The sequence below is a fragment of the Xanthomonas sp. NCPPB 2933 genome, from assembly GCF_056725225.1.
In genome coordinates, this window is the sequence record NZ_CM161518.1 from 3,916,373 (window position 1) to 3,942,362 (window position 25,990).

Annotated in this window: 28 protein-coding genes; 16 read left to right on the plus strand and 12 right to left on the minus strand. The window is 64.8% G+C overall.

All coding sequences use genetic code 11. The annotated features are described in order from the left end of the window. Window positions 1-203: 203 nt before the first annotated feature. A complete protein-coding gene (murJ, locus tag AC1PLU_RS16205) occupies window positions 204-1,808 on the minus strand; it encodes a murein biosynthesis integral membrane protein MurJ (protein ID WP_481108536.1) in 1,605 nt (534 codons plus the stop codon). Window positions 1,809-1,924: 116 nt separating this feature from the next. Here murJ and rpsT point away from each other — a divergent pair, with 116 nt between their 5' ends. Next, window positions 1,925-2,194, plus strand: a complete 270-nt coding sequence (rpsT, locus tag AC1PLU_RS16210; protein ID WP_002807888.1) for a 30S ribosomal protein S20 — start codon at window positions 1,925-1,927, stop codon at window positions 2,192-2,194. 91 nt (window positions 2,195-2,285) lie between these two features. Here rpsT and obgE read toward each other — a convergent pair whose 3' ends face one another. The 3 genes from obgE to rplU all read right to left on the minus strand — a co-directional run bounded on the left by obgE (window position 2,286) and on the right by rplU (window position 4,164). After that, window positions 2,286-3,338 (minus strand): GTPase ObgE, encoded by a 1,053-nt coding sequence (gene obgE, locus AC1PLU_RS16215; RefSeq protein ID WP_006449999.1) that lies wholly within the window; start codon window positions 3,336-3,338, stop codon window positions 2,286-2,288. Between the two features lie 232 nt (window positions 3,339-3,570). Next, entirely contained in the window at window positions 3,571-3,831 is a 261-nt protein-coding gene (gene rpmA / locus AC1PLU_RS16220) for a 50S ribosomal protein L27 (RefSeq protein WP_006450000.1), read from the minus strand. Between the two features lie 12 nt (window positions 3,832-3,843). Next, a complete protein-coding gene (gene rplU / locus AC1PLU_RS16225) occupies window positions 3,844-4,164 on the minus strand; it encodes a 50S ribosomal protein L21 (RefSeq protein ID WP_006450001.1) in 321 nt (106 codons plus the stop codon). Window positions 4,165-4,490: 326 nt separating this feature from the next. Between rplU and uvrA the strand changes: the two genes are divergently transcribed. Together uvrA and AC1PLU_RS16235 are read left to right on the plus strand one after the other, a co-directional pair. After that, window positions 4,491-7,457 carry an excinuclease ABC subunit UvrA gene (gene uvrA, locus AC1PLU_RS16230; protein ID WP_481094856.1) on the plus strand — a complete coding sequence of 989 codons (2,967 nt, stop codon included), beginning with the start codon at window positions 4,491-4,493 and terminating at the stop codon, window positions 7,455-7,457. Beyond that, window positions 7,457-7,864 carry an acyl-CoA thioesterase gene (locus AC1PLU_RS16235; RefSeq protein ID WP_481094857.1) on the plus strand — a complete coding sequence of 136 codons (408 nt, stop codon included), beginning with the start codon at window positions 7,457-7,459 and terminating at the stop codon, window positions 7,862-7,864. Before uvrA ends, AC1PLU_RS16235 begins: the two co-directional genes overlap by 1 nt. A gap of 254 nt (window positions 7,865-8,118) precedes the next feature. Here AC1PLU_RS16235 and AC1PLU_RS16240 read toward each other — a convergent pair whose 3' ends face one another. Beyond that, window positions 8,119-8,547: a copper chaperone PCu(A)C gene (locus AC1PLU_RS16240; RefSeq protein ID WP_481108537.1), complete on the minus strand. Its 429-nt coding sequence runs from the start codon at window positions 8,545-8,547 to the stop codon at window positions 8,119-8,121. A gap of 65 nt (window positions 8,548-8,612) precedes the next feature. Between AC1PLU_RS16240 and AC1PLU_RS16245 the strand changes: the two genes are divergently transcribed. The 4 genes from AC1PLU_RS16245 to AC1PLU_RS16260 all read left to right on the plus strand — a co-directional run bounded on the left by AC1PLU_RS16245 (window position 8,613) and on the right by AC1PLU_RS16260 (window position 12,319). Continuing rightward, entirely contained in the window at window positions 8,613-9,383 is a 771-nt protein-coding gene (locus tag AC1PLU_RS16245) for an enoyl-CoA hydratase/isomerase family protein (RefSeq protein WP_481094858.1), read from the plus strand. 73 nt (window positions 9,384-9,456) lie between these two features. Continuing rightward, complete coding sequence (tesB, locus tag AC1PLU_RS16250) at window positions 9,457-10,362, plus strand: acyl-CoA thioesterase II (RefSeq protein WP_023903119.1); 906 nt, start codon at window positions 9,457-9,459, stop codon at window positions 10,360-10,362. 163 nt (window positions 10,363-10,525) lie between these two features. Next, window positions 10,526-11,029 (plus strand): putative signal transducing protein, encoded by a 504-nt coding sequence (locus AC1PLU_RS16255; RefSeq protein ID WP_154844801.1) that lies wholly within the window; start codon window positions 10,526-10,528, stop codon window positions 11,027-11,029. 96 nt (window positions 11,030-11,125) lie between these two features. Next, window positions 11,126-12,319: an RNA polymerase sigma factor gene (locus AC1PLU_RS16260; protein WP_481106749.1), complete on the plus strand. Its 1,194-nt coding sequence runs from the start codon at window positions 11,126-11,128 to the stop codon at window positions 12,317-12,319. A 538-nt stretch (window positions 12,320-12,857) separates the two neighbouring features. Here the strand turns inward: AC1PLU_RS16260 and AC1PLU_RS16265 are convergent. Next, the gene (locus AC1PLU_RS16265) at window positions 12,858-13,463 is read right to left on the minus strand and encodes an EF-hand domain-containing protein (protein WP_481106750.1); all 606 of its coding nucleotides are present in this window, start codon (window positions 13,461-13,463) and stop codon (window positions 12,858-12,860) included. A 40-nt stretch (window positions 13,464-13,503) separates the two neighbouring features. On the opposite strand from AC1PLU_RS16265, the gene AC1PLU_RS16270 reads away from it, so the two are divergent. Together AC1PLU_RS16270 and AC1PLU_RS16275 are read left to right on the plus strand one after the other, a co-directional pair. Next, a complete protein-coding gene (locus tag AC1PLU_RS16270) occupies window positions 13,504-14,418 on the plus strand; it encodes an arginyltransferase (RefSeq protein ID WP_481108538.1) in 915 nt (304 codons plus the stop codon). Between the two features lie 52 nt (window positions 14,419-14,470). After that, window positions 14,471-15,703, plus strand: coding sequence for an endonuclease/exonuclease/phosphatase family protein (locus AC1PLU_RS16275; protein WP_481106751.1), 1,233 nt, complete (start codon window positions 14,471-14,473; stop codon window positions 15,701-15,703). A 268-nt stretch (window positions 15,704-15,971) separates the two neighbouring features. Here AC1PLU_RS16275 and purT read toward each other — a convergent pair whose 3' ends face one another. Next, window positions 15,972-17,174 (minus strand): formate-dependent phosphoribosylglycinamide formyltransferase, encoded by a 1,203-nt coding sequence (purT, locus tag AC1PLU_RS16280; RefSeq protein ID WP_481106752.1) that lies wholly within the window; start codon window positions 17,172-17,174, stop codon window positions 15,972-15,974. Window positions 17,175-17,300: 126 nt separating this feature from the next. Between purT and AC1PLU_RS16285 the strand changes: the two genes are divergently transcribed. The 5 genes from AC1PLU_RS16285 to AC1PLU_RS16305 all read left to right on the plus strand — a co-directional run bounded on the left by AC1PLU_RS16285 (window position 17,301) and on the right by AC1PLU_RS16305 (window position 19,789). Continuing rightward, entirely contained in the window at window positions 17,301-18,170 is an 870-nt protein-coding gene (locus tag AC1PLU_RS16285; protein WP_006450013.1) for an SPFH domain-containing protein, read from the plus strand. 9 nt (window positions 18,171-18,179) lie between these two features. Beyond that, window positions 18,180-18,464 carry a hypothetical protein gene (locus AC1PLU_RS16290; protein ID WP_006450014.1) on the plus strand — a complete coding sequence of 95 codons (285 nt, stop codon included), beginning with the start codon at window positions 18,180-18,182 and terminating at the stop codon, window positions 18,462-18,464. Continuing rightward, window positions 18,461-18,640, plus strand: a complete 180-nt coding sequence (locus AC1PLU_RS16295) for a type II toxin-antitoxin system antitoxin (protein ID WP_006450015.1) — start codon at window positions 18,461-18,463, stop codon at window positions 18,638-18,640. Before AC1PLU_RS16290 ends, AC1PLU_RS16295 begins: the two co-directional genes overlap by 4 nt. Continuing rightward, window positions 18,637-18,816: a DUF4177 domain-containing protein gene (locus AC1PLU_RS16300; protein WP_023903110.1), complete on the plus strand. Its 180-nt coding sequence runs from the start codon at window positions 18,637-18,639 to the stop codon at window positions 18,814-18,816. The genes AC1PLU_RS16295 and AC1PLU_RS16300 overlap by 4 nt, the downstream gene beginning before the upstream one ends. 172 nt (window positions 18,817-18,988) lie before the next feature. After that, window positions 18,989-19,789 (plus strand): M15 family metallopeptidase, encoded by an 801-nt coding sequence (locus tag AC1PLU_RS16305; RefSeq protein WP_481108539.1) that lies wholly within the window; start codon window positions 18,989-18,991, stop codon window positions 19,787-19,789. Window positions 19,790-19,864: 75 nt separating this feature from the next. Here AC1PLU_RS16305 and AC1PLU_RS16310 read toward each other — a convergent pair whose 3' ends face one another. The 5 genes from AC1PLU_RS16310 to AC1PLU_RS16330 all read right to left on the minus strand — a co-directional run bounded on the left by AC1PLU_RS16310 (window position 19,865) and on the right by AC1PLU_RS16330 (window position 24,416). After that, on the minus strand, window positions 19,865-20,539 hold the full coding sequence (locus AC1PLU_RS16310) for a DNA-3-methyladenine glycosylase family protein (protein WP_481106753.1): 675 nt from the start codon (window positions 20,537-20,539) through the stop codon (window positions 19,865-19,867). 2 nt (window positions 20,540-20,541) lie between these two features. After that, window positions 20,542-20,928, minus strand: a complete 387-nt coding sequence (locus tag AC1PLU_RS16315; RefSeq protein WP_481106754.1) for a DUF423 domain-containing protein — start codon at window positions 20,926-20,928, stop codon at window positions 20,542-20,544. A gap of 81 nt (window positions 20,929-21,009) precedes the next feature. Further along, a complete protein-coding gene (locus tag AC1PLU_RS16320; RefSeq protein WP_168957959.1) occupies window positions 21,010-22,179 on the minus strand; it encodes a polyketide cyclase in 1,170 nt (389 codons plus the stop codon). Between the two features lie 398 nt (window positions 22,180-22,577). Beyond that, entirely contained in the window at window positions 22,578-23,219 is a 642-nt protein-coding gene (locus AC1PLU_RS16325) for a response regulator (protein ID WP_006450021.1), read from the minus strand. Continuing rightward, window positions 23,220-24,416, minus strand: a complete 1,197-nt coding sequence (locus tag AC1PLU_RS16330) for a sensor histidine kinase (protein WP_023903105.1) — start codon at window positions 24,414-24,416, stop codon at window positions 23,220-23,222. Window positions 24,417-24,635: 219 nt separating this feature from the next. On the opposite strand from AC1PLU_RS16330, the gene AC1PLU_RS16335 reads away from it, so the two are divergent. Beyond that, window positions 24,636-25,235 (plus strand): GNAT family N-acetyltransferase, encoded by a 600-nt coding sequence (locus AC1PLU_RS16335; protein ID WP_006450023.1) that lies wholly within the window; start codon window positions 24,636-24,638, stop codon window positions 25,233-25,235. Between the two features lie 3 nt (window positions 25,236-25,238). Then, window positions 25,239-25,985, plus strand: coding sequence for a septum site-determining protein MinC (gene minC / locus AC1PLU_RS16340; protein ID WP_481106755.1), 747 nt, complete (start codon window positions 25,239-25,241; stop codon window positions 25,983-25,985). Window positions 25,986-25,990: the final 5 nt, after the last annotated feature.

The window sequence follows — 25,990 nt, forward strand, 5'->3', positions numbered from 1 at the left end:
CTCGATCCAAACAGATGCCGGCCTGCGGGCCGACCCTCACTGATACATAACCTGCAAGTATAGCCGTGCCTGTCAACCCGCATGGGCGAGTACCCAGCAGGGCAGCGCTTGGCTGATCGCAACGCGCATTCCAGCTGCGCGAAGTCAGAACTCCGCACAGCACAGGCGGCCCTGCAGCGCGCTCGGCTAGATCCGCAAGTCTCTTACCCTTCGCGCAGATGCCGCGGCCGCAGCCCCAATGCCAGCTGCGCCACCAGATAGGTCGCCCCACCGCTGCCGACCAGCACTGCCAGCCAGCCGATGCGATCCCATTTATCCATCACGGTGAACGAGGGCAACCACCACAGCAGGCCCAACAGCACCACCACCATCGCCGCACATGCCAGCAGCAGGCGCAGTGCATAGCCGCCCCAGCCCGGCCGCCGCTGGTACACGCCGGACTTGCCCAACCAGTACCACAGCAAGCCCAGGTTGAGATAACTCGACAACGCACTGGCAATCCCCAGCGCCAGATGCAGGCCCGGCTGCTTGCCCAGCGCCTGCATCACGCCCTGCGCCTTGAGCTCGGGCGGCACCATGATCTGGTAGACCACCGCCAGCAGCGCGAAGTTGAATACCATGTTGGCGATCAGCGCCGCCACGCCCGCGCGCACCGGCGTGCGGGTGTCCTGACGGGCGTAGAACGCCGGCAGCAGCACCTTGAGCATGGCGTAGGCCGGCAGGCCGAAGCTCAGGCCGTAGACCGACATCGCGGTCATCCGCGTATCGAAGGCGGTGAACTGGCCGTACTGGAACAACGTCGCCACCAGCGGCTCGGCCAGCAGCAGCAAGCCGAGCATTGCCGGCACTGAGATCAACAACGTGGTGCGGAAGCCCCAATCCAGCGCACCGGAAAACGCGCTGCGGTCGGTCTTGACGTGATGGCGCGCCAGCGCCGGCAGGATCACCGTGCCCAGCGCCACCCCGAATACACCCAGCGGCAGCTCCAGGAACCGGTCGGCCAGCGACAGCCACGACTGCGAGCCATCGGTCAGCCTGGCGGCGATGACGGTGTCCAGCAGCAGGTTGATCTGCGCGATCGATGAGCCGAACAGGGTCGGCACCATCAGGGTCAGCACCTTGCGCACGCCTGGATGTTGCCAGCCCCAGCGCGGCAGGGTCAGCAGGTTGATGCCTTTCAGCGAAGGCAGCTGGAACAGCAACTGCAGCATGCCTGCCGCCAGCACCGCCCAGCCCAGCGCGAGGATCTGCTTTTCCGGAGTGCCGCCCAGCTTCGGCGCCAGCCACACGGCGCCGGCGATCATGCACAGGTTGAGGATCACCGGGGTCAGCGCCGGCATGGCGAACTTCTGGAAGCTATTCAGTGCCCCGCCAGCCAGCGCGGTCAGCGAGACGAACAGCAGGAATGGGAAGGTCAGACGGAACAGGTCCACCAGCAGGCCATGCTTGGCCGGGTCGGTGTCCACGCCGCTGGAGAACAGCGTGGCCAACTGCGGCGCGAAGATCAGCGCCAGTGCGGTGACCAGCAGCAGCACTCCTCCTAGGGTACCGGCCACGCGCGACATCAGTTCGCGCAGATCGGCATGCGGCAGGGTTTCCTTGACCTCGGTGAACACCGGCACGAAGGCGGTGGCGAAGGACCCTTCGGCAAATAGCCGACGCAGGAAATTGGGGACCCGGAAGGCCGTCCAGAACGCATCGGTCACCGCATTGGTGCCGAAGGTGGTGGTGATGACCTGGTCGCGCACCAGCCCCAATACCCGCGACACCATGGTCATACTGCTGAACGAGAGCAGGCCTCTCAACATACCGGGCTTGCTCACGCAGCCTCCCTCTTGACATCTGACTTGACGTACATAACTAGGTCCATCATACTTTCGCGCTTGCTTTTTCCACCATACCGATTTTTCAGGAACCCACCACCGTGGCCAATATCAAGTCCGCCAAGAAGCGCGCCAAGCAGACCGTCGTGCGCAATGAGCGCAACACGGGCCAGCGTTCGATGCTGCGCACCGCCGTCAAGAAGGTGATCAAGGCCCTTGACGCCAACGATGCTGCAGGCGCCGAAGCTGCTTTCGCCGTTGCTCAGCCCATCCTCGACCGTTTCAGCGCCCGTGGCCTGATTCACAAGAACAAGGCTGCGCGTCACAAGAGCCGTCTGACCGCTCGCATCAAGGCCATCAAGGCCGCGTAAGCGATCGGTTTCGGCACTACCGGAAGCCTGGCTTTCGGTGGAACAGAAAAACCCGGCCTTGGCCGGGTTTTTTGTGTGCCTGCGAATGCACTCAGCCGGCATTGCGCGCCTCGAGCTCGTCCTCACGCTGACGGTCGAAGAACGCCATGATGTCCTTCATGATCGGGAAGGTGCCATCGCGGCCCAACGCCGAGACCAGATACCACGGCGAGGTCCAGCCAAGTTCGGCCACGATCGCCTCTGCCGCCGTACGCGCCTCGTCCTCGAACATCAAGTCGGCCTTGTTGAGCACCAGCCAACGCGGCTTGGCTAGCAACTCCGGATCGTGCCGCTCCAGCTCGCGCTCGAGGGTGCGCACCTGATCGGCCGGCGACACACCATCCACACCACCTTCCATGGGCGAGATGTCTACGAGGTGCAGCAGCAAACGCGTGCGCTGCAGATGGCGCAGGAACTGCGTGCCTAGCCCCGCACCATCGGCCGCGCCCTCGATCAGGCCCGGCACGTCGGCGATGACGAAGCTGCGATAGGCCTCGACACTGACCACGCCCAGATTCGGATACAGGGTCGTAAACGGGTAATCGGCCACCTTCGGCGTTGCCGAAGACACCGCTCGGATCAACGTGCTCTTGCCGGCATTGGGGAAGCCCAGCAGGCCGACGTCGGCCAGCAGCTTCAACTCCAGCTTGAGCAGACGCTCCTCGCCCTCTTCGCCGGTGGTGGACTGGCGCGGGGCGCGATTGATCGAGCTCTTGAAATGCATGTTGCCCAGGCCGCCCTTGCCGCCCTTGGCCACCAGCAGACGATCGCCGTTCTGGGTCAGGTCGCCGATGATTTCATCGGTCTGCACATTCATCACGACGGTGCCGACCGGCACCACGATGATGCGGTCTTCGCCGCCCTTGCCGTAGGCCTGACGGCCCATGCCATTCTCGCCGCGCTGCGCCTTGAAGGTGCGCTCATGCCGGAAGTCGACCAGCGTGTTGACGTTCTCGTCGGCCACGATCCACACGCTGCCGCCACTGCCGCCATCACCACCATCCGGCCCACCGAGCGGGATGAACTTCTCGCGGCGAAAGCCGACACAGCCATTGCCGCCATTGCCGGCACTGACCAGGATTTCCGCTTCGTCGACTAACTTCATGAGATTTGGGATTCGTAATTTGGGATTGGTAACACCACCGCAGGACGCCGCTTGGCGGCCGCGGAAACAGCAGGAAGCGACGGTATCGGGACTATCGAAATCCGCCGTTGCGAATCCCAACTCCCGAATCCCCACTCCCGGCCGTCAAACGAAAAACCCCGCAAAAGCGGGGCTTTCCGTCTCGTCCGTCAGGCATCGGTGCCTGGCGGACTGGCCTGCATGGAGCGGGCGATTACGCCTCGACAACCACGCTGACGGTACGACGCTTCTTCGCACCCTTGACCGAGAACTCCACCTTGCCGTTCACCAGGGCGAACAGGGTGTGGTCACGGCCGAGGCCGACGCCGCTACCCGGGTGGAACTGGGTGCCGCGCTGACGCACGATGATGTTGCCGGCATCGATGGCCTGACCACCGAAGATCTTCACACCCAGGTACTTCGGGTTGGAATCGCGACCATTGCGCGAGGAACCTACGCCTTTTTTATGTGCCATGACTGGTTCTCCTTACTTCTTATCGCCACCGGCAATGCCGGTGATCTCGATTTCGGTGTAGTACTGACGGTGTCCCTGACGCTTCATGTGGTGCTTGCGGCGACGGAACTTGATGATGCGCACCTTGTCGGCGCGGCCATGGGCCACAACCTTTGCGGTGACCGAAGCGCCCTTCAGCGCATCGCCCAGCTTGATGCCATCGCTATCGCCCAACATCAGGACGGTGTCGAACTTGATCTCGTCGCCAGCTTCGACTTCGAGCTTTTCCACGCGGAGCGTTTCGCCCTGCGCGACGCGGTATTGCTTACCGCCGGTTACCAGAACTGCGTACATGACCAGGTTTTCCTCTGTAGTTATTATGGTCGCACTGACGTGCCCTAGGGCAGACAGGAGCGGGATTGTACTGGCCTATCGGGTTTTGGGTCAACCCGCAAGCCGGGCGCCGGCCGGTTTCCGATCGGCGGCACGTCGACCTGCCGCAGGCGACATCGATCCGGCTCCATGCAACGCATCATCCGGCCGCCACAGCGCTCCGGTCAGACTGGCATTTCGGGCAATTGCCCTCACCTAGGTCGGCGGGTAGGCTGATCGACTGCCACTCATTCCTGCTGAGCACGCTCGCACCACCGCCGGTTCGCCGGCCCGACATCGGATCCCCCATGGCGATGGATTTCATCCGCATCCGCGGCGCGCGGACGCACAACCTCAAGAACATCGACCTCGACCTGCCTCGCGACAAACTGATCGTGATCACCGGCCTGTCCGGCTCGGGCAAGTCGTCGTTGGCGTTCGACACCATTTATGCGGAGGGCCAGCGCCGCTACGTCGAGTCGCTGTCGGCGTATGCGCGCCAGTTCCTCAGCGTGATGGAAAAGCCGGACCTGGACCATATCGAAGGTCTGTCCCCGGCGATTTCGATCGAACAAAAATCGACCTCGCACAACCCGCGCTCCACGGTTGGCACGATCACCGAGATCTATGACTACCTGCGTCTGCTGTACGCACGCGTCGGCCAGCCACGCTGCCCGGACCACGGCTTCCCGCTGGAGGCGCAGACGGTCAGCCAGATGGTCGACCACATGCTCAACCAGGACCAGGAGCAGCGCTACATGCTGCTGGCGCCAGTGATCCGCGACCGCAAGGGCGAGCATGCGCAGGTGTTCGAGCAACTGCGTGCGCAGGGCTTCGTGCGCGTGCGCGTGGACGGCGAGTTGTACGAGATCGATGCAGTGCCGGCCTTGGCGCTGCGCCAGAAGCACACCATCGAAGCGGTGATCGACCGCTTTCGTCCGCGCGAAGACATCAAGCAGCGGCTGGCGGAAAGTTTCGAGACCGCGCTCAAGCTTGGCGAAGGCATGGTCGCAGTGCAGTCGCTGGACGATGCGGCCGCCGCGCCGCATCTATTCTCGTCCAAGTACAGCTGCCCGGTCTGCGATTACTCGCTGCCCGAGCTGGAACCGCGGCTGTTTTCGTTCAACGCACCGGTGGGCGCCTGCCCGAGTTGCGATGGCCTGGGCGTGGCCGAATTCTTCGACCCCGATCGTGTCGTGGTGCATCCGGAACTGTCGCTATCGGCCGGTGCGGTGCGTGGTTGGGATCGGCGCAATGCCTATTATTTCCAGCTGATCGCCTCGCTCGCCAAGCACTACAAGTTCGACGTGGACGCAGTGTGGAACTCGCTGCCGGCCAAGGTGCGCCAGGCAGTGCTGTTCGGCAGCGGCGATGAGGTGATCAGCTTCACCTACTTCACCGATGCGGGCGGGCGCACCACGCGCAAGCACCGTTTCGAAGGCATTTTGCCGAACCTGGAACGGCGCTACCGCGAGACCGAATCGCCGGCGGTGCGCGAGGAGCTGACCAAGTACGTCAGCCAGCAGCCCTGCCCTGCGTGTAACGGCACGCGTCTGAATCGTGCCGCGCGCAACGTGTTCGTCGCCGACCGCCCGCTGCCCGAGTTGGTGGTGCTGCCGGTCAACGAGGCGCTGAGCTTTTTCCGTGGCTTGTCGTTGCCGGGTTGGCGCGGCGAGATTGCCAGCAAGATCGTCAAGGAGATCGGCGAGCGGCTGGGCTTCCTGGTCGATGTGGGCCTGGATTACCTGACCCTGGAGCGCAAGGCTGACACCTTGTCCGGTGGCGAGGCGCAACGCATTCGTCTGGCCAGCCAGATCGGCGCCGGCCTGGTCGGTGTGATGTATGTGCTGGACGAGCCCTCGATCGGCCTGCATCAGCGCGACAACGAACGCCTGCTCGGCACGCTGACGCGGCTGCGCGATCTGGGCAATACGGTGATCGTGGTCGAGCATGACGAAGACGCGATCCGCCTGGCCGATTACGTGCTGGATATCGGCCCCGGCGCCGGCGTGCACGGCGGCGAAATCTGCGCGCAAGGCACGCTGCAGGACATTCTGGATGCGCCGCGCTCGCTGACCGGTCAGTACCTGTCGGGCAAGCGCCGCATCGAGATTCCCAAGCAGCGCCACAAGCCCAACCCGAAGATGATGCTGCACCTGCGCGGGGCGACCGGCAACAACCTGAAGAATGTCGATCTGGACATTCCGGCCGGCCTGCTGACCTGTATCACCGGCGTCTCCGGCTCGGGCAAGTCCACGCTGATCAACGACACGCTGTTTTCGCTAGCGGCCAACGAGATCAACGGCGCCTCGCATCCGGTGGCCGCGCATCGCGAGGTCGAGAACCTCGATCTGTTCGACAAGGTCGTGGATATCGACCAGTCGCCGATCGGGCGTACGCCGCGCTCCAATCCGGCTACCTACACCGGCATGTTCACGCCGTTGCGCGAGTTGTTCGCACAGGTGCCGGAATCGCGCGCGCGCGGGTATTCGCCGGGCCGTTTCAGCTTCAATGTGCGTGGCGGGCGCTGCGAAGCCTGCCAGGGCGATGGCCTGATCAAGGTGGAGATGCACTTCCTGCCCGACGTCTATGTGCCCTGCGATGTCTGCCACGGCAAGCGCTACAACCGCGAGACGCTGGAGATCCGCTACAAGGGCTACAACATCAGCGACGTGTTGCAGATGACCGTGGAAGATGCGCTGCGCCTGTTCGAGCCGGTGCCGTCGATCGCGCGCAAGCTGGAAACGCTGGTCGATGTCGGCCTGAGTTACATCAAGCTGGGGCAGAGCGCGACCACGCTGTCCGGCGGTGAAGCGCAGCGCGTGAAATTGTCGAAGGAGCTATCGCGTCGCGATACCGGACGCACCTTGTACATCCTCGACGAGCCGACCACCGGCCTGCACTTCCACGACATCGAAGCGCTGCTCGGCGTGCTGCACAAGCTGCGCGACGAGGGCAATACGGTGGTGGTGATCGAACACAACCTGGACGTGATCAAGACCGCCGACTGGATCGTGGACCTGGGCCCGGAAGGCGGCCACCGCGGTGGCAGCATCCTGGTCTCCGGCACGCCGGAAGAGGTGGCTGCACACAAGGCGTCCTACACCGGGCAATTCCTGGCCAAGATGCTGCCGTCGGTGAAGGCGCGCGAGACGCGCCCGGCGGCAATGGCCAACAAGCCCGATGCGCGACCGCCACGCAAGATCAAACCGGAAAAGGTGGCGAAAGTCGCCAAATCCGCCACCAAGAAAACTGCGAAGAAGAAGGCAAGCTGATGAGCGAAGAGCACAAGGTGTTGGCACGCATCCCGATCAGCGTGCGCTGGCGCGACATGGACAGCATGGGTCATGTCAACAACGCCAAATACATTTCCTATCTGGAAGAAGCGCGTGTGCGCTGGATGCTGGGCGTGGACGGTGTGTCGATGACCGATCGCATTGCGCCGGTGGTCGCGGCCACCAACGTCAACTACAAGCGCCCGCTGGTGTGGCCGAACGACATCCTGGTGGAACTGTTCGTTGAGCGGCTGGGCAGCAGCAGCATCACCATCGGCCATCGCATCCTCGACCAGAAAGACCAGAGCGTGCTGTATTCGGATGGCAACGTGGTCGTGGTGTGGATCGATACGCAAACTGGCAAAAGCGCGTCGCTACCGGATGCGGTGCGCGCTGCCAGCAACTGAGTTTCATCAGCGCATTCGCTGCGTTTTCTCGGTGTTGGTAATTGGCGGCGGCTCTTTCGGGAGCCGCCGTTTTCGTCTTCAGCAACGGCATGCTTGCTACTGCGTGATGTAGCAAGCATCGTTACCGAGATAGGAAAACGCAGCTGATGCAGCAGGATGGCTTCCACATCAGGCATTGCGCCTGATCAGTAGCGTTGCGCAAATGGACTCACCAGCACCGCAGCATCCGTGCTGCCATCCTGTGCTCTGCCCGATCACGAACCCGGCGCGCGCTTGCGCGCCTCCAGCGTGGTCTTGATCTCGCGACCATCCTGCAAGGTAAAGGTCACCGGCACCTGCGCGCCCTCCTGCAGCGGCGCGCTCGCCTCCATCAGCATCAGATGCAGGCCGCCCGGCGCCAGCATCACCGACTTGCCGGCAGGCAGCGGCAACTCGGGCACCGCACGCATGCGACTGACGCCGTTGGTTTGCGTGGTTTCGTGAATGGAGACATCGGCGAACACGCTGCTCTTGGCCGCGGTGACCTTCAGCGGCTGCGCGCAGCCGTTATGGAATTGCCCGAACCCCGCCGCCATGCCCATGCCCCCGGGCGGTGGAATGCGGACCCAGCCATCCTTGAATTCAGGCAGGCACTGCGCCGAGGCGCCTGCACTTGCCAACACCGACAACGCACCGAGCAGCACGCGTGCGTACGTGCGCTGCCTGCTTCGACTGCCGTCTATCATGACCCGACCTCCAGGAGCCCCGAATGAGCATCCAGATCTTAGACCATGGCCGTCTTCGCGAAATCCGTCTGGCCCGCCCGCCGGTCAATGCACTGGACAGCACGCTGTGCCAGGCCTTGAGCGTTGCAGTGCAGCAGGCCGGCGATGAGACCGATGGCATCGTGCTGTCGGGCAGCGAGCGGATTTTTTCCGGTGGCATGGACGTGCCGCACCTGCTGGCGCACGGCACCGACCGCGCTGCATTGCTGGCCAGCTGGACGGCCTTCTTCGACGCTGCGCAAGCGCTGGCCAACAGCCGCGTGCCGGTGGTAGCGGCCATCGGCGGGCATGCGCCGGCCGGCGGCTGCGTGTTGGCGCTGTGCTGCGACTACCGGGTGATGGCGCGCAGTGCCGACACCGCCAAACCCTATGCGATCGGCTTGAACGAAGTGCAGGTGGGCCTGGCCGCGCCCGAAGGCATCCAGCGGCTGTTGCGCCGCGTGGTCGGTGCGCACCGCGCCGAGCGCCTGCTGATCTCCGGCCAGCTGCTGCCGGCCGAACAGGCGGTCACGATCGGCCTGGTCGACGAGCTGGCCGATGGCGAGCTGGTCACCGCGCGCGCGGTTGCCTGGCTGCAGGATCTGCAGCGACTGCCGCGCCAGCCCATGCTGACCACACGCGCCATCGCCCGCGCCGATCTGCGCGCCGCGCTGGCACCCGAGCTGATCCAGCTGGAGCGTTTCATCGACGGCTGGTACGCACCGGATGCGCAGGCGGCGCTGCATGGCCTGGTCGCGCGCCTGCAAAAGACCTGAGCACGCGCCTTGCGCATGGTGGCGACGGGGCGGCCGGTATAATCGCGGTCCGTCGCACGCCCAGGCCAGCCCTTTGTCCGCCACTGCCGAACCCGTCGTCTCCGAACTGATCAACCTGCTGTCGCTGGAGCGTCTGGAAGACAACCTGTTTCGCGGCCAAAGCCGCGACATCGGCACCAAGTACGTGTTCGGTGGGCAGGTGCTGGGGCAGGCGCTGGCCGCCGCGCAGGCCACGGTGGAAAACGGTCGCCAGGCCCACTCGTTGCACGCCTACTTTCTGCGCGCCGGGGATATCGATCACCCGATCGTCTACGACGTCGATCGCACCCGCGATGGCGGAAGTTTCTCGGTACGACGGGTCACCGCGATCCAGCATGGCAAGGTGATCTTTTTCTGCGCAGCGTCGTTTCAGGAACACGAAGACGGCGCCGAGCATCAGTCGGTGATGCCGGTGGTGCCGCCGCCGGAAGACATCGAACCCACTGCGCCGCTGGCACCGGAAGTGCTGGCGAAACTGCCGGCCAAGGTGCAGCGCTGGCTCTCGCGTGGCGGCCCGTTCGAATTCCGCCACGTCTTTCCGCGCGACGAACTCAGACCACCCAAGCGCCCGCCGTTCCAGCAGATGTGGCTACGCCTGAGCGACCCGGTCGGCGACGATGTCGGCCTGCATCGCGCCTTGCTGGCGTATGCCTCGGATTTTCAGCTGCTGGGCACCTCCACGTTTCCGCACGGCATCAGTTATTACACGCCGAACGTGCAGATGGCCTCGCTCGATCATGCGCTGTGGTTCCATCGCCCGTTCCGTACCGACGACTGGCTGCTGTACTCGCTCGACAGCCCTACTGCGCAGGGCTCGCGCGGCCTGGCGCGCGGGCAGTTTTTCACCCGCGATGGCGTGCTGGTCGCCAGCACCACGCAGGAAGGCTTGATCCGCGTGGTGCCCGATGGCAGCGCAATTGCCGTGCCGGCGAAGGACTAGCCGTGCCCGTGCCCGTGCCTAAACAACAGATTTCGCTGAGCGCAGACAGGCCTGCTGCCGCCTTTTTCGGTTGTGGACCGACGTCCACGCCACTCTTCTTCCATGTCTCGAACACGCGCACCCGCAGCGCGATGCGTTCGGCAATCGCTGGCACACTTTAAGCATGCGCAAGATCTTCAGCAGTCAACGTATCGAAACCGCCGAAGGCGTCGCCAACCTGTTGCGCGATGCCGGCATCGATGTGCGCATGAGCAATGGCCGCTCCTATGAAAGCAAACGCACCGGCCAGTTCAGCTATCTCGAACACAGCAACGCACAGACCTATCCCACCGTGTGGATCGTGCATGCCGACGACCAGCCACGCGCGCGCGAGTTGCTGCGCGACGCGCGCCTGCTCGACACCACCCGCCGCGACCTGCCGAACGTGGAATACACCTTCCGCGAAGGCGAAAATGGCTCAAGTTCCAGCGCGCGCAGCTGGGCCTGGCGTATCCGTCTGGTGCTGCTGTTGGTGATCGGCGCGGTTGCAATGTTCGTGGTGCTGCGCCATCGCAGCGCGCCTGCACCGGTGGCTCAACCGGCATCGCAGCAAGCGGCGCCTGCCAACGCGACACCACCGGCGGCAGAGGATGAAGAAGTGCGCGTGCGGATCCAGCCGGCGCGCTGAGCGCGGCTGACGTCAGCACCTGCATCAACCGGCATCGCATCGGTCACATCTGCCGCTCCCATGCGTCATGCTGGGACCAGGACATGGATTGCGCCGATGCACACCGACACGCTGGACCTGATGTTGCAACGCGAACTGCCGCATGCCGCGGCCGGCTGCCAGCAGGCCTATGGCCGCATCGTGCGTGCCTGCCAGAACACGGTGACCGCCATCGCGCTGGCGATCACCCGCGATATCGCCGCCAGCGAAGACATCGCCCAGGAGGCCTTTCTGCGCGCCTGGCAGCGGTTGGCACAACTCAGCCAACCGGCCAGCTTCCTGCCATGGCTGCGCCAGATCACCCGCAACCTGGCGCGCGACTGGCTGCGCGCCAACCGTCATCGCGCGCTCAGTGGTGAAGCAGCCGACCTCGCCATCTCGATGGCAGCCGACCCCGCACCCTCGCCCGCCGAGCACCTGCTGCAGGTGGAAGAAGAAATTGCCGCGCTCGACATCATTTCCGCATTGCCCGAAGAAAGCCGCGAGACGCTGCTGCTGTATTACCGAGAAGGCCAGAGTTCGCAGCAGGTGGCATCGCTGCTCGGCCTCAGCGATGCCGCCGTGCGCAAGCGCCTGTCGCGGGCACGGGCCAGCGTGCGCGAGGAGCTGCTGCGCCGGTTCGGCGCGTTCGCGCGTGGCAGCGCACCCAGTGTGGCCTTTGCCACTGCGGTGACCTCGGCAACGATGCTGGCAGCCCCGGGAACCGCGAGCGCGGCCATTGTGTTGGGCGGCATCGGTGGCGCGGGCAAGCTGGGCATGGGTGGTTTGACCGGCTCTGCGCTCAGCGGTGGCGGTGCAGCGGGCGCACTGAGCATCTGGTTCGGCATGCCAGCGTTGTTTGCTGCAGGCAGCGTCTTGGTTGCAGCACTTGGCACGTACTGGTCGTGTTGGTACTTGCTTCGCTTTGCCGAGACCGCTGACGAGGTTGCAGCAATCCGTCGCTTCATCCGCATGAGCACCATGACCGCTGCGCTGGTGTGCTGCAGCACCCTGCTGCTGGACAGGCTCGATGTCACCGCATGGGCACCGTTGCTGGCGCTATGCACTGGCATGCTGGTGGTGAATTACCAATCCATCGTGGTGCTGACGCGTGTCATGCGGCCGATGCTGGCACGCGACGCGCGCAAACGCGGCGCTGTGCGGGCACCGTTGGTGTACCGCTGCCTGTTCAGTCCGACCGCAGTGCTCGTCAGCACCGCCGCAGCGGTTCTGCCGGTCGTACATCACTACATGTCGCGGGGAATGCTTTGAAGCGATGACTGCCTAACAGAACCTCTCGAACGATGTATCGATGGCGGTAACGTGTTGGCCACACCCGCCGTCGTTGACGTGTGGAGTGAGGTCGGGAATGGCAGTGACATTGTTCGGTTTGAACGACGCCGATCGGACGGCACCTCATCGGACCGCCGTGCGGCTTGCAACCGTGCACACCGACACTCTTGACTGGTCCTTGCCCGCCCACCGTCGCGGGACCTTATGCGGCATGGATGCCGCATAAGAGCCTACATGGACGTACTTGCGGCGTGTCCCGCGATGGTGGGCGGGCAAGGGCCCCGCAGCCAAGCCGCAGATCAGCCGCTCTACAGGTGATCCATCCATGCGGTGAGCGTAGTAGTTTTGTAAGCCGCTCTTAGAAGGCTATCCACAAAAAAACGGCCTCCTGCTTGCGCGGGAGGCCGTTGGTCGATCGGCGCCTTGTTACGTGTTGCTGTTTACATGTTGCAGATGACGACAGTGCTGCCCCGGTCGTAGCACTGCGACCGGGTAACGCTCTGGCGACTTGAAGAACTCAGTTGCCCGCAGCGGGCTTGGCCGGCATCGGACGCTTGCCGTGATCACCACGCTCGCCATGCTCGCCCGGACCACGCGGACCGTGCTCGCCACGCTGCTTGGAGGCCGCATCGAACTCGGCCTTGCTCAACTTGCCGTCCTTGTCGGTATCGGCCTTGGCAAACCACGCATCGCGATGCTGCTGCATGCGCAACTCACGGTCCGCGCGATCGACAAAGCCGTCCTTGTTGACGTCCATCTCATCGAAACGCGCGGCGAACTTCGGGTCGGCCTTGGCTTCTTCGCTACTGATGCGGCCGTCCTTGTTGGTATCGAGCTTGCTCAGCCAGTCGCCGCGCCCGTCGCGTCCATCACGACCCGGGCCCCGATGATGCGGACGCTCATCGCGCGACAGCTTGCCGTCCTTGTTGGTGTCCAGCGTATCGAACTGCGCAGCCAGCTTCGGATCGGCCGCCGCTTCGCTGCGGTCGATCACGCCATCGCCGTTCTTGTCGAGCTTGGCAGGACGCGGCGCATCGCCAGCGGCAGGCGGAGCGGCGAACACCGCGCCGGTGGACAGGGCGGCCAGCACGGCCAATGCGAGAAACGGTTTGCGAGACGTCATGAGAAACTCCTGGGATGTGAGAACCACACGCGGCACCTGCATGGGCCGCATCGCGTGGGTGGCGCATCCGGATCCACCGTGCGCTGCCACCAACACCCACATCAACGAGCGATCGGCACACGCGTTGACGCGGCCACCTGTCGTATTCATCCGGCGGACAGTCGCCGTTGTTGCGACACGCAGGCGCTATCCTGCGTACATGGCCATCCACGCCGACACCCACGACGACCTGCGCCTGTTCCAGACCGGCGAGCATGCCTGCGGCTACTGGCCGGATCGGCGTGCGCGCGACCTGGTGCTGGACCCGCACGATCCGCGTCTGGGCGCAATTTATCCGCAGGCATTGGCGTGGGGATTCCGGCGTTCCGGCGATCTGGTCTACCGGCCGCATTGCGAACGTTGCCGCGCCTGCGTGCCGGTGCGCATTGCCGTGGATGCGTTCCGGCACGATCGCAGTCAGCGCCGTTGCCTGGCGCGCAACCAGGACCTGGTGGTGCGCGTGGTCGCCGCCGAGCGCACCGACGAACAACTTGCGTTGTACCGGCAGTATCTCAAGCACCGCCATCCCGGCGGCGGCATGGACGAACATGGCGCCACCGAATTCGACCAGTTCCTGATCGGCGGCTGGTCGCATGGGCGCTTTCTTGAGATACGCGAACCGGCGGTGGCGCACGCGCCGGGGCGATTGCTCGCCGTTGCGGTCACCGATGTCACCGAGCACGCCTTGTCGGCGGTCTATACGTTCTACGCGCCGGATGCCGCCGCGCGCAGTCTGGGCACCTTCGCGATCCTGCAGCAGATCCAGTGGGCGCAACGCGAGCGGCGCGCGCATGTGTATCTGGGCTACTGGATCGATGGCCACGCGAAGATGAATTACAAGCGCCACTTCAGCGCGCTGGAAGCTTACGACGGCCGTCAATGGCGCGGGCTTCCCGCCCCTGCACCGGCGGGTTGAACCACCGGACGACGACATCGGCCTGTCGTCTCCCGCATGCGAGAATGTCGCGATGATCAAACCCATCCTGCTGCTTGCGCTGACCATGCTCTGCGCTGCTTGCGCGCATCGCGCGCCCTCCTCCGATACCGCGCCCCGCGCTTCCGCTGCCGCGCCTGAACCCGCCCACTTGCGCATCGCGACCTACAACACCTCGCTGTATTCCGACGAGGCCGGCGGCCTGGTGCGCGAACTGCAGGGCGACAGCGCGCATGCGCGCAAGATCGCCGCGGTGCTGCAGCGGGTGCGCCCGGATCTGGTGCTGCTCAACGAGTTCGATTTCGACCCCGAGCACCGCGCCGCCGACCTGTTCCAGCAGCGCTATCTGCAGGTCGCCCAGCCAGGCGGCGGCGAAGCGCTGCGCTATCCGTATCGCTACCTGGCGCCAGTGAATACCGGCGTGCCGAGTGGGCTGGATCTGGACAACAACGGCACTGTCGGTGGCGATGGCCGCTCGCGCGGCAACGATGCCTGGGGGTATGGATTGCACCCTGGCCAGTACGGCATGCTGGTGCTGTCGCGCTATCCGATCGATGCGCAGGCGGTGCGCAGTTTCCAGCTGCTGAAATGGAGCGCGTTGCCGGGTGCGTTGCGCCCGACCGATCCGTCCAGCAAGAAATCGTTTTATCGCGATGCGATCTGGGCGCAACTGCGGCTGTCGTCCAAATCGCATTGGGACGTGCCGGTGCGCACGCCGCTGGGCGTCGTGCACGCGCTGGTGTCACATCCCACACCGCCGGTGTTCGACGGTGCCGAAAAGCGCAACGCCGCCCGCAATCACGACGAACTGCGGCTATGGCGCGAGTATCTGGATAACCCAAAAGACGCCGCATGGCTATGCGACGACCAGGGCCGCTGCGGTGGTCTGCCGGCCGACGCACGCTTTGTGATCCTGGGCGATCTCAATAACGACCCGGTCGATGGCGCCGGCCGCCACGATGCGATCCGCGCACTGATCACGCATCCGCGCGTCTTGCAGTACCCCACCCCGCACAGCGACGGCGGCCCGGAAAAAACCGCCGAGTACGCCGCGCTAGGTATCGCGCATAGCGGCGACCCGCAGCAGGTCACCGGCGACTTCGGCCCGCAGGCCGGCACGATGCGTCTGGACTACGTGCTGCCATCGCGCCAGTTCACCCTGATCGGCAGCGGCATCTTCTGGCCCGCGAGCAGCACGCCGGAAGCGGCGATAGCCGATGGCAGCGACCATCATGCGGTGTGGGTGGATGTGGCTGAGAAGCCGTGATTGGGGATTCGGGATTCGGGATTCGGGATTCGAAGCATATGGCTCTGAGCTGACTCAGGCTTCTCCTGCGGACGATCCGTTGAACAGCGGCAGCTGCGGCAGGAGCACGAGGGTGCTCGTGCCGCAGTAGTTGAAGACGTGCCGGGATGCGGTCGGCGGTTGTCAATGCCGGGCTAGCGCGGTCGGTGACGAGAGCGCCCACCCGAGTCGCCAGAGCAGGAGCGGTTCTTTGCTGCCGCTACAGCCCCGCCCCGACACGCATTGCGCCTCAGGCGTCCAGCCGGATCGCCAACGCCTCAGCCGCCACACGTGCCTTCTCACGCGCAGCATCGATGCTGTCGGCACGCGCCAGCGTGACACCGACACGGCGATGGCCATCTACGCGCGGCTTGCCGAACAAACGGAGTGCGATATCCGGGTCGCGCAGTGCATCGGCAACGTTATCGAAGGCCGGCACGCCGTGGCCGTGTGCGAGCAGTGCACACGATGCCGATGGCCCGTTCTGACGAATCACGCCACCGTTGTCGGCACCGACCGGCAGGCCGAGAATGGCGCGTGCGTGCAGCGCGAATTCGCTTAATTCCTGCGATACCAGCGTGACCAGGCCGGTGTCGTGCGGGCGCGGCGAGACTTCGCTGAACCACACCTCGTCGCCCTTGACGAACAACTCCACACCGAACAGCCCCCAGCCGCCAAGGTCATCGGTGATCGCCTGCGCGATCTGCTGCGAGCGCTGCAGCGCGGCCGGCGACATCGGCTGCGGCTGCCAGCTCTCGCGGTAGTCGCCATCTTTCTGCCAATGCCCGATCGGATCGCAGAACGAAGTACCGCCGGCATGCCGCACGGTCAACAAGGTGATCTCGTAATCGAAGTCGATGAAGCCTTCGACGATGCAGCGGCCGGCACCGGCACGCCCGCCAGTCTGCGCGTAGTCCCACGCGGCATCGATGTCCGCTTCGCTGCGCAAGGTGCTCTGGCCCTTGCCCGAGGACGACATCACCGGCTTGACCACGCACGGCAGGCCGACAGCGGCGATGGCCTCGCGATACTCGGCAGCCGTGTCGACGAAACGATACGGCGAGGTCGGCAGGCCCAGGGTTTCGGCCGCCAGACGACGGATGCCTTCGCGGTCCATGGTCAGGCGTGCGGCGCGCGCAGTCGGGATGACCTTCTGCCCTTGCTCGCGCTCCAGCGCGACCAGCGTTTCGGTATGGATGGCCTCGATCTCCGGCACGATCAGATGCGGCTGCTCCTTGGCGATCAGCGCGCGCAGTGCCTGCGGGTCGAGCATGTCCAGCACGTGCGAACGATGCGCCACCTGCATCGCCGGCGCATTGGCGTAACGGTCGGCAGCGATCACTTCCACCCCGAAGCGCTGCAATTCGATCGCCACTTCCTTGCCCAGCTCGCCCGAACCCAGCAACAACACGCGGGTGGCGGAAGGCGACAACGGCGTGCCGAGAGTAGTCATGAGCGCGGTCCAGATCGGAAGGGGCCGCCATTCTAACGGGCCGTCACCCAGACCGCCGGTCAGAGCCCTTGCGTCGACTGATATCAATTTGATATCTTTTTTCCACTCCCCAAGGACACCTGACTCATGAAAGAGAAGCCGATCAGCTCACTGCCGGGCATTCCCGTCATCCTCGCCGCCGGCGCGGCGTTCGCAGGCGCGGCGTGGTTCATCCTCACCTCGATGGCTGCCACCACCACAACGCCGGGCGGGTTTCTCACTTCGCTGCTGGTGGTGGCGGTGGGCATCTTCATGCTGGCCGGCCTGTACACGCTGGAGCCGAATCAGGCCGCAGTGCTGAGCCTGTTCGGCAAGTACGTCGGCACGGTCAAGGATCCGGGGCTGCGCTGGAACAACCCCTTCTATGCAAAACGTCGCGTCAGCCAGCGCGTGCGCAACTTCGAAAGCGGCCGGCTCAAGGTCAACGAACTGGATGGCAGCCCGATCGAGATTGCCGCCGTGATCGTGTGGCAGGTGCTGGACGCATCCGAAGCGGTCTACAACGTGGACGATTACGAAAGCTTCGTGCATATCCAGTCCGAGGCGGCGCTGCGCGCGATGGCCACCAGCTACCCCTACGACCAGCACGAAGACGATCAGATCTCGCTGCGCAGCCACCCGGCCGAAATCAGCGAGCAACTCAAGCGCCATCTGGACGAGCGCCTGACCCAGGCCGGTGTGGATGTGATCGAAGCGCGTATCAGCCACCTCGCCTACGCGCCGGAAATCGCCCAGGCCATGCTGCAGCGGCAGCAGGCCAATGCGGTGATCGCCGCACGCACGCGCATCGTCGCCGGTGCGGTGGGCATGGTCGAAATGGCGCTGTCCGAACTGCAGAAAAATGGTGTGGTGCAGCTGGACGAAGAGCGCAAGGCGCACATGGTCAGCAACCTGCTCACGGTGTTGTGTTCTGATCGTGGCACCCAACCGGTGGTCAACGCCGGCTCGCTGTATTGAGGTGATGCGATGAATGTCATGGTGCCGTTGGTGGTCGCGCTCTCCGGCTTGCCCGCGCTGGCGATCGCCGCCTCCATCGGGGCGGACGAGGACGACCGCGCGCGTGGCCTGGGACTGCGCTGGGCGCTGATCGGCCTGGTGATCCTGATCGGTGCCGCGTGTCTGTACTGGGCCGGCGACAACCGCGCCGGTATCTACGCGGTGGTGATCGGCATGCTCGTCGGCGTGAACGTGTTGATCGTCTCGATGGTGATGCACCTGCGCCGCCACAGCGGCCGCGGGGAGCGCGAGTGAACGAAAAGAAGGCCTATCCGCTGCGCATCAACGCCGACGTCCTGGCCGCCGTGCAGCGCTGGTCAGACGACGAACTGCGCAGCCTCAATGCACAGATCGAATACGTGTTGCGCGATGCGCTGCGCAAGGCCGGCCGGCTGCCGAAGCCGCGCGACGACAAGGAACCGCAAGCATGAGCAAACGCTGGAACTATCTGACCATCGAGTTGAAGCCGTCGTTTATCGGCACGATCAAGAGCGAGGACATCCAGGCCGAACTGGTCAAGCAGGGCAACCTCGGCTGGGAGCTGGTCAACATCCTCATGCATATGCCGCTTGGCACGGCGCTGCTGGTGTTCAAGAAGGAACTCTGACCTCGGCGCGCCAGCGCGCCTCGGCAGCTGGCGCGCAGTGGTCGCTTGTGCGCTGCGTTGATGACGGACGTGGCGGCGGTGGTCGCCGAGCTCTCGCAGCCACGGCTACCCGCCGCTGGACCAGGATTTGCCTTCGCTGGCCGCGCTGGCCACTTCGGCCTACCCTGTGCCGATGCCGATACGTCCCTTGCCGACCCTGCTGCTCAATACCCGCTCTATCGAACTGGTGCCAGCCGCCCTTTTGCAGGCGCGCAGCAATGCCGACGCGCGTGTGCTGGCGCAGGCCGACTGGCTGCTGAGGCGCAAGCGCGATGGGCGCTATCTGGCTGCGCAACTGGCGCAAGGGCTGATGCCGCTGGTGCCGCGGCTGGCAAACGAGCCCGGCCTGGATGAAGCGCTGGATCAGCTGGATGCCGGCACGCCCCGCCTGCCGCCCCGCGCCACCACGCTCCCGATCGACGGCCTGCAACGCCGTCTGGCGCAGCTGGGCATTGCCCAAGACGATTACGTCAGCCAGACCGGCCTGATGCTGATCGCCGAACCGTCCGTGCTGCAGCATGCCGGCCGCGACCGCTTCGGTCGGCCGCTCTGGCTCAGCCACGGCGCGGCCCGCGCCTGGCACCGCATGCGCATCGATGCGGCACGCGCGGGCATCCTGCTCGATGCGATCTCGGGCTATCGCAGCCACGACTATCAACTGGGCATCTTCGAACGCAAGTTCGCGCGCGGCCTCACGCTTGCCCAGATTCTGGCCGTCAACGCAGCGCCAGGCTTCAGCGAACACCACAGCGGCGATGCACTGGATATCGGCACGCCAGGCGAGCCGCCGGCCGAAGACGCCTTCGAAGCGACGCCGGCATTCGCGTGGTTGCGTACGCATGCCGCGCAGTTCGGCTTTCGCCTGAGTTATCCGCGCGACAACCCGCATGGCATCGTCTACGAGCCGTGGCACTGGCGTTGGTCGGCAACGTAAGCCGGCCGCGCGTCATGCCTTACGCGACGCAGCGCGACACGACCACCCAGCTTGTCTACCACCCTTGCGCGCGAGCTACTCCTGCGAGCGCGGCGTCGGCACCTTGGTCGCCACGCTGAAGTCGGCGATCTTCCACAGATAGAACGCGGCGTAGCTGCGATACGGGCCCCAGCGTTCGCCGCGTGCGGCCAGTTCCTTCGGTGTCGGCATCTGCTCCTGCTTGTCCACGCGCTGCGCGCCTTTGCGCACGCCCAGGTCGTCGATCGGCAGCAGATCCGGGCGACCCAGGCGAAACATCAGCATCATTTCCACCGTCCAGCGGCCGATGCCACGCACCGGTATCAGCGCCTGGACAATCGCTTCGTCGTCCATGAAAGCGAGCTTGCGTAACGAGGGAATCTCGCCTTCCAGTTCGCGCCGCGCCAGATCGCGCAATGCCAGCGCCTTGTTGCCGGACACGCCGCAGGCGCGCAATGCCGCATCGTCGATACGAGCGAGCGTATCCGCATGCAACCGCTGCGCACCGATCGCCACTTCCACCCGCGCCACGATCGTGGAGGCCGCCTTGCCGCTGAGTTGCTGGAACAGGATCGCGCGCGCCAATGCATCCACCGGATCGAACGGCTTGCGCCAACCCGGCTGTGGCGCGATCGGGCCAATGCGCTTCATCCACGCACCCAACGCGCGGTCGCGCCGGGTCAAGTGTGCGAACGCAGCTTCCACGTCGAATCCGCGGGCATGGCGCGGCATGCTCAACGCCTCAACGCGCCGACCGCCAGCACCACCCAGCCCAGCATCAGGCTGACCCCGCCAACCGGCGCCAGGCTGGTGGGCCACTGCAGCAGCGCGCCGCCGACCAGGCTACCGGCAAACAGCAGCGTGCCGATCAACAGCAGATACAGACCGATCCGACCCAGCGCGCGTGTTTCAGTGGTGCCGAGCACGGCCAGAACGGCGCCATGCCCGAATGCGTACAGCGATGCCAGTTGCAGCCGCGATTGCAGCACTACATCGGCCACGCCATGCGAGGCATAGGCCGACAACCCCACCGCGATGGCGGCCAGCAACGCGCCGCAGAACGCCAGCAGCGAGGGATGTTTCTTACGACGTTCGAGCAGGGACATGAGGGCAGGCTCCATTGCAGCGCCGTGGCGCAAAAAAAAACGCGCCGCAAGGCTGCGGCGCGTTTTCGTCTGGATCAACTCATCGTGGTGAAACGATTACTTGATTGCCCAGTAAACATCGTAGACACCTTCCGGCGTAAACGACTTGTCCACGCCTGCCTTCCACGACTCGTACGGACGCTCGGTCACGTCGTTGCCGTTGGTGGCAGACCAGGCACGCAGTGAGCTACGCACTGCATCCAGACCGGCCATGTGGCCTGCGTAGGTTGCATAGGCAGAGCGATGCGCCTTGGTGCGCTCGTACTTCACCGGTGCTTCGGTCGGGATATTGACCTTCAGCTCTTCGCCAGTGGCGGCGACCGGCGTTGCATCGACCGGAGCAGCGGCAGCGGCGTCGTCCTTCTTGGCAGCGTCCTTGGCCGCATCCGGCTTGGGAGCCGCACCGGCACGCTTGCGCACCGGCTGCACGACGTCGAAGGCGTACTTGTCGGACGCGAAGTCGGTGGTGACGATGCGCACCGGACCCGCAGCCTCAAGGCCGTTGGAATCCATCACCCGCTTGATCCACTCCTGGTTGTCCTTGATCGACTTCTTGATCGTCTCGTTGTCACGATCGATGTTGCCTGCGGTGACGACCAACAGGTCCTCGGCCGGCACATCGACGATCTTGAGATCGCTCAACACCGGCTTGCCATCCAGCTCGGCGCGGTAGTCGAAATTGGGAACGGTGGCCAGTGCGGTCGCCAGACGCGACAGACCCAGTTTCAGGTCGTCACCCACGTGGCGGCTGACATACAAGCCGGCATAACGACCGAACAGGTTCCAGCCGTACTTGACGCTGTAGTCCTGCGTGATCTTGACGTTCTTGTTGTTCTTGCCGGTCGGCACCAGGGTGAAATTGGTGACCTTGTCGTAGCCCTTGGTGGGATCGTCGATCGAAATCTCAACGCGCTCGTTCTTGACGCTGTTGGTGATCTCCCAGCTGCCCTTGCCGATGTAACCTTCGGTGGAGCTGTACTCGATACGTGCACCCTTGCCCTCTTCAGGGCCGGCCAGCTTCAGCTGGAGCTTGGGGTCACGCAGCACGAGCGGGTTCCAATCCTTGAAACGACGGAAGCTGTTCACGGTGTCGTAAACAATCGTCATTCTGCGGTTGGTCTCAACACTCTCGGACATCTGCCGCTCCGAGGGCAACACCAGGCCCACTACGACAAACAGGCCAGCCACGATCCCCAAGGCGATCAGGAACTCGATAATACGGGTCATTCAGGAGGTCTCCGGGGCCGATCCCACGGCCGGGTTGAGTGAAGCGAAGCCGCCATCCTAGCAGGCTTCGAGAAAGATGTTCAGTTGTGCGACGGGTAGCGCGGTCTTGCGGTGTCATCCAGCGCAAGACACGCCGTTGCACAGCGACGCAATCCTAATCCAGGCAGGGGTTTGGACGGATTGCGCGCCGCTATCATGCACATCGCGCGATGCCTGTGTGTGATGCAGCGATGGCATGGCGCATTCGCCCTGCTCGTCAGCCTGTTCCCATGCAGATGCGCAGCAACGCGCCACGGTGAATCGCACCACAGTGAATCAGGCACGCCTGCGGGGTGAAACGCGCCGCGCGCCCAATCCCCTCAGCGCAGACGGGGATTGGGCGCCGCCCGGCGATGCCGTCAGACCAACTGCAGCTCGAAGGCCTTCAATACCGCGCGGGTGCGATCGCGCACGCCGAGCTTGGACAGAATGTTGGAGACGTGATTCTTGATGGTGCCCTCGGCCACCCCCAGCGAATTGGCGATCTCCTTGTTGGAAAACCCGCTGGCCATCAGCCGCAGGATCTCGGTCTCGCGGTCGGTCAGCGGGTCGGGCCGGTCCAGGCTGACGAACTCGTTGCGCATGTGTTCCAGGCCCGACAGCAGGCGCTGGGTCACCGCCGGCTGCACCAGCGATCCGCCACCGGCCACGGTGCGGATCGCGCCGACCAGTTGTTCCAGCGAGACATCCTTGAGCAGATAGCCCTTGGCGCCGGCCTTGAGCCCGGCCAGCACTAGTTGGTCGTCGTCGAAGGTGGTCAGGATGATCGTTGGCGGCAGCGTGCCGTTGCGCGAGAGCATCTGCAGCGCCTCCAGCCCGGACATCACCGGCATGCGCATGTCCATCAGCACCACATCGGGCTGAATCTGCGGAATCTGCTCGACCGCCTGCTTGCCATCGGAGGCCTCGGCGACCACTTCGATGCCGTTGTCCAGCGCCAGCAGCGAGCGGATGCCCTGGCGTACCAGGGTTTGGTCGTCGACCAGGCACACACGGATCATCTAGAACACTCCTTGAGTCACGGCCGCAGGCATCAGTGCCGGCGCGCCTGGAACGGAGATGCGCAGGCCGAAGCCGTCACCCCGCCGGGTTTGAATCTCGAGCTGGCCACCATACTGGTTCAGGCGTTCGCGCATGCCGCGCAGCCCGTTGCCGGGCGCCACGGTGTCGGCACCGTGGCCGTCGTCGCGGGCGTCGATCAGCACGCTGTCGGCATCGCGGCGCACCTGGATCCACAGGTTGCGCGCACCGGCATGGCGCACCGCATTGGTGATGATTTCCTGGGTACAGCGCAGCAGCACGTGGGCGCGCTCGGGGTCGTCCAGGGTCAGTGGCTGGGCGATGTCCAGATGGATGTCCAGCGAGGGCACCTGGGTCACCAGCGGGCGCAAGGCCGCTTCCAGATCGATGGCGCCGCTGTCGCGCAGGTGGCTGACCGCTTCGCGCACGTCGGTGAGCAGCAGCTTGGCCAGCGTGTGCGCCTGGCGCACGTGTTCCTGGGCCTGGCCCTCGGTGATGTGGCCGGCCACTTCCAGGTTCAGGCTCAGCGCGGTGAGGTGGTGACCGAGCAGGTCGTGCAGCTCGCGCGAGATGCGGGTGCGCTCGTTGATGCGGGCGCTTTCGGCCAGCAGCGCGCGGGTGGCGCGCAGTTCGGCATTGAGCCGGCGCTGTTCTTCGCGCGCATCGGTCTGCTGGCGCGCGACCAGGCTGGTCACGAAGATGAACATTGAAAAGCCGCCGTACAGCAGCGACTGCATCAATGCGGCGAACAGGGTGAAGTCCGGGCGCAGGTAATAGAACACCGGCAGCACCGCCAGCTGGCTGAGCACCAGCCAGGCCACGCCGATGCGCAGCGGCAGCAGCCAGGGGATCACCCCGGCCGCCACCATCATCAGAATGCTGCCCAGCCCGGTTCCGCTCAGATAGCTGACCGCCAGCGCGAAGATGGTGAGCAGCAGCAGAATCAGCCGGTCGTACCAATGCGCGTGGCCGCCGCTGTTCAACCCGCGGGTCAACCAGAAGTAGCTGGCGCCGAAGCCGACGAAGAACCCCGACATCAGCAGGGCTTCGGCCACGCTGCGGTGGTCGCCCTCTTCGGCAACCGGCCAGTAGGTGTACACCAACGGCATGGCGATCATCGCCCAGGTGAACAGGCCGGCGAAGCGCAGGACGCGCGTATGACTGAGGTATCCCAACATGTACGCATCTTAGGCGTAACGCGCGGCCCTGCCCTCTTGCCGGAAGTCATGCATCGGCGCGTTGGCAACAAGTTGCACTCCGACATCGGCGTGCCGCTGCCGCCTCCTCGTCCGCATGCCCTGCGGAGCGCGCATGCCGGGTCGCCGCTTCAGGCCACGCATGTAATAATCCGACGCAGATCCGATTTCGGGTCGAGAGCGTTACCCCACGGAGTCCCAATGTCGATCGTTATCCGCGACGTGCGCGAGCACGAGCTCGATTCCGTCCTGGCCCTGAACAACAATGCCGGACTGGCAATCCTGCCGCTGGATCCAAACAAGCTGCAGCGCTTCTACGAGCAGGCCGAATATTTTCGCGTCGCCGAGCGCGACGGCAACCTGGCCGGGTTTCTGGTCGGGTTCGGTAGCGGCAGTGCGCATGACAGCAGCAATTTCGCCTGGTTCCGGGACCGTCATCCGGAATTTTTCTACATCGACCGCATCGTGGTCGCCAGCCGCCGTCGCGGTGGTGGCGTCGGGCGTGCGTTCTATGCCGATGTGCAGAGCTACACCGAGTTGCGCTACCCGCAACTGGCCTGCGAGGTGTTCCTGGACCATGGCGCCGATGCGGCGTTGTTGTTCCATGGCAGCTTCGGCTTCCGCGAGGTCGGCCAGAACACCATGGCCGATGTGGAAGTGCGCGCCAGCATGCTGATGAAAGACATGTGCAGCTATCCTTGGGTCAAGGAGACCTATGGCGGCAAGTTGCCCGAGCAGTTGCCGTGGGTCGGCCGGCCGCGTCATGCCGCTGCCACCGACAACGCATCGACGGGGAGCTGAGGCGTGGCTAGCGTGAATGTGGATTTTGAACAAGCCGGCGAACTGAAGATCGGCCAGGTGGGCATCGCCAATCTGCGCGTGCGCACGCTGGATGTGCCGCGCCTGCTGCGCGAGATGCAGGAACGGGTGACCCGCGCGCCCAAGTTGTTCGGGCGTGCGGCGGTGATCCTGGATTTCGGTGGGCTGTCGCAATTGCCCGACGTGACCACCGCCAAGGCGCTGCTGGATGGCTTGCGCGCGGCCGGCGTGCTGCCGGTTGCATTGGCCTACGGCACCAGCGAGATCGATCTGCTGTCGCAACAGCTCGGCGTGCCACTGCTGGCCAAGTTCCGTGCGCAATACGAATCCACTGCGGCGAGCCCACCGCCTCCGCCGCCGCCACCTGCACGCGCTGAACCCGCCGCGCCTGTCGTGCGCCCGGCACCTGGCCGCATGCAACGCAACGCAGTGCGTTCGGGACAGCAGCTGTATGCGGAGAACTGCGACCTGACCGTACTCAGTACGGTGGGTGCCGGCGCCGAGGTGATCGCCGACGGCAGCATCCATATCTACGGTACCCTGCGTGGCCGCGCGTTGGCCGGTGCGCAAGGCAATACCGACGCGCGCATCTTCTGCCGCGATTTCCACGCCGAACTGGTCGCCATCGCTGGCCACTACAAGGTGCTGGACGATGTCCCCATGGAACTGCGTGGCAAGGCCGTCCAGGTCTGGCTGGAGCAGGATCAGATCAAGATCGCTGCGCTGGACTGACGCAG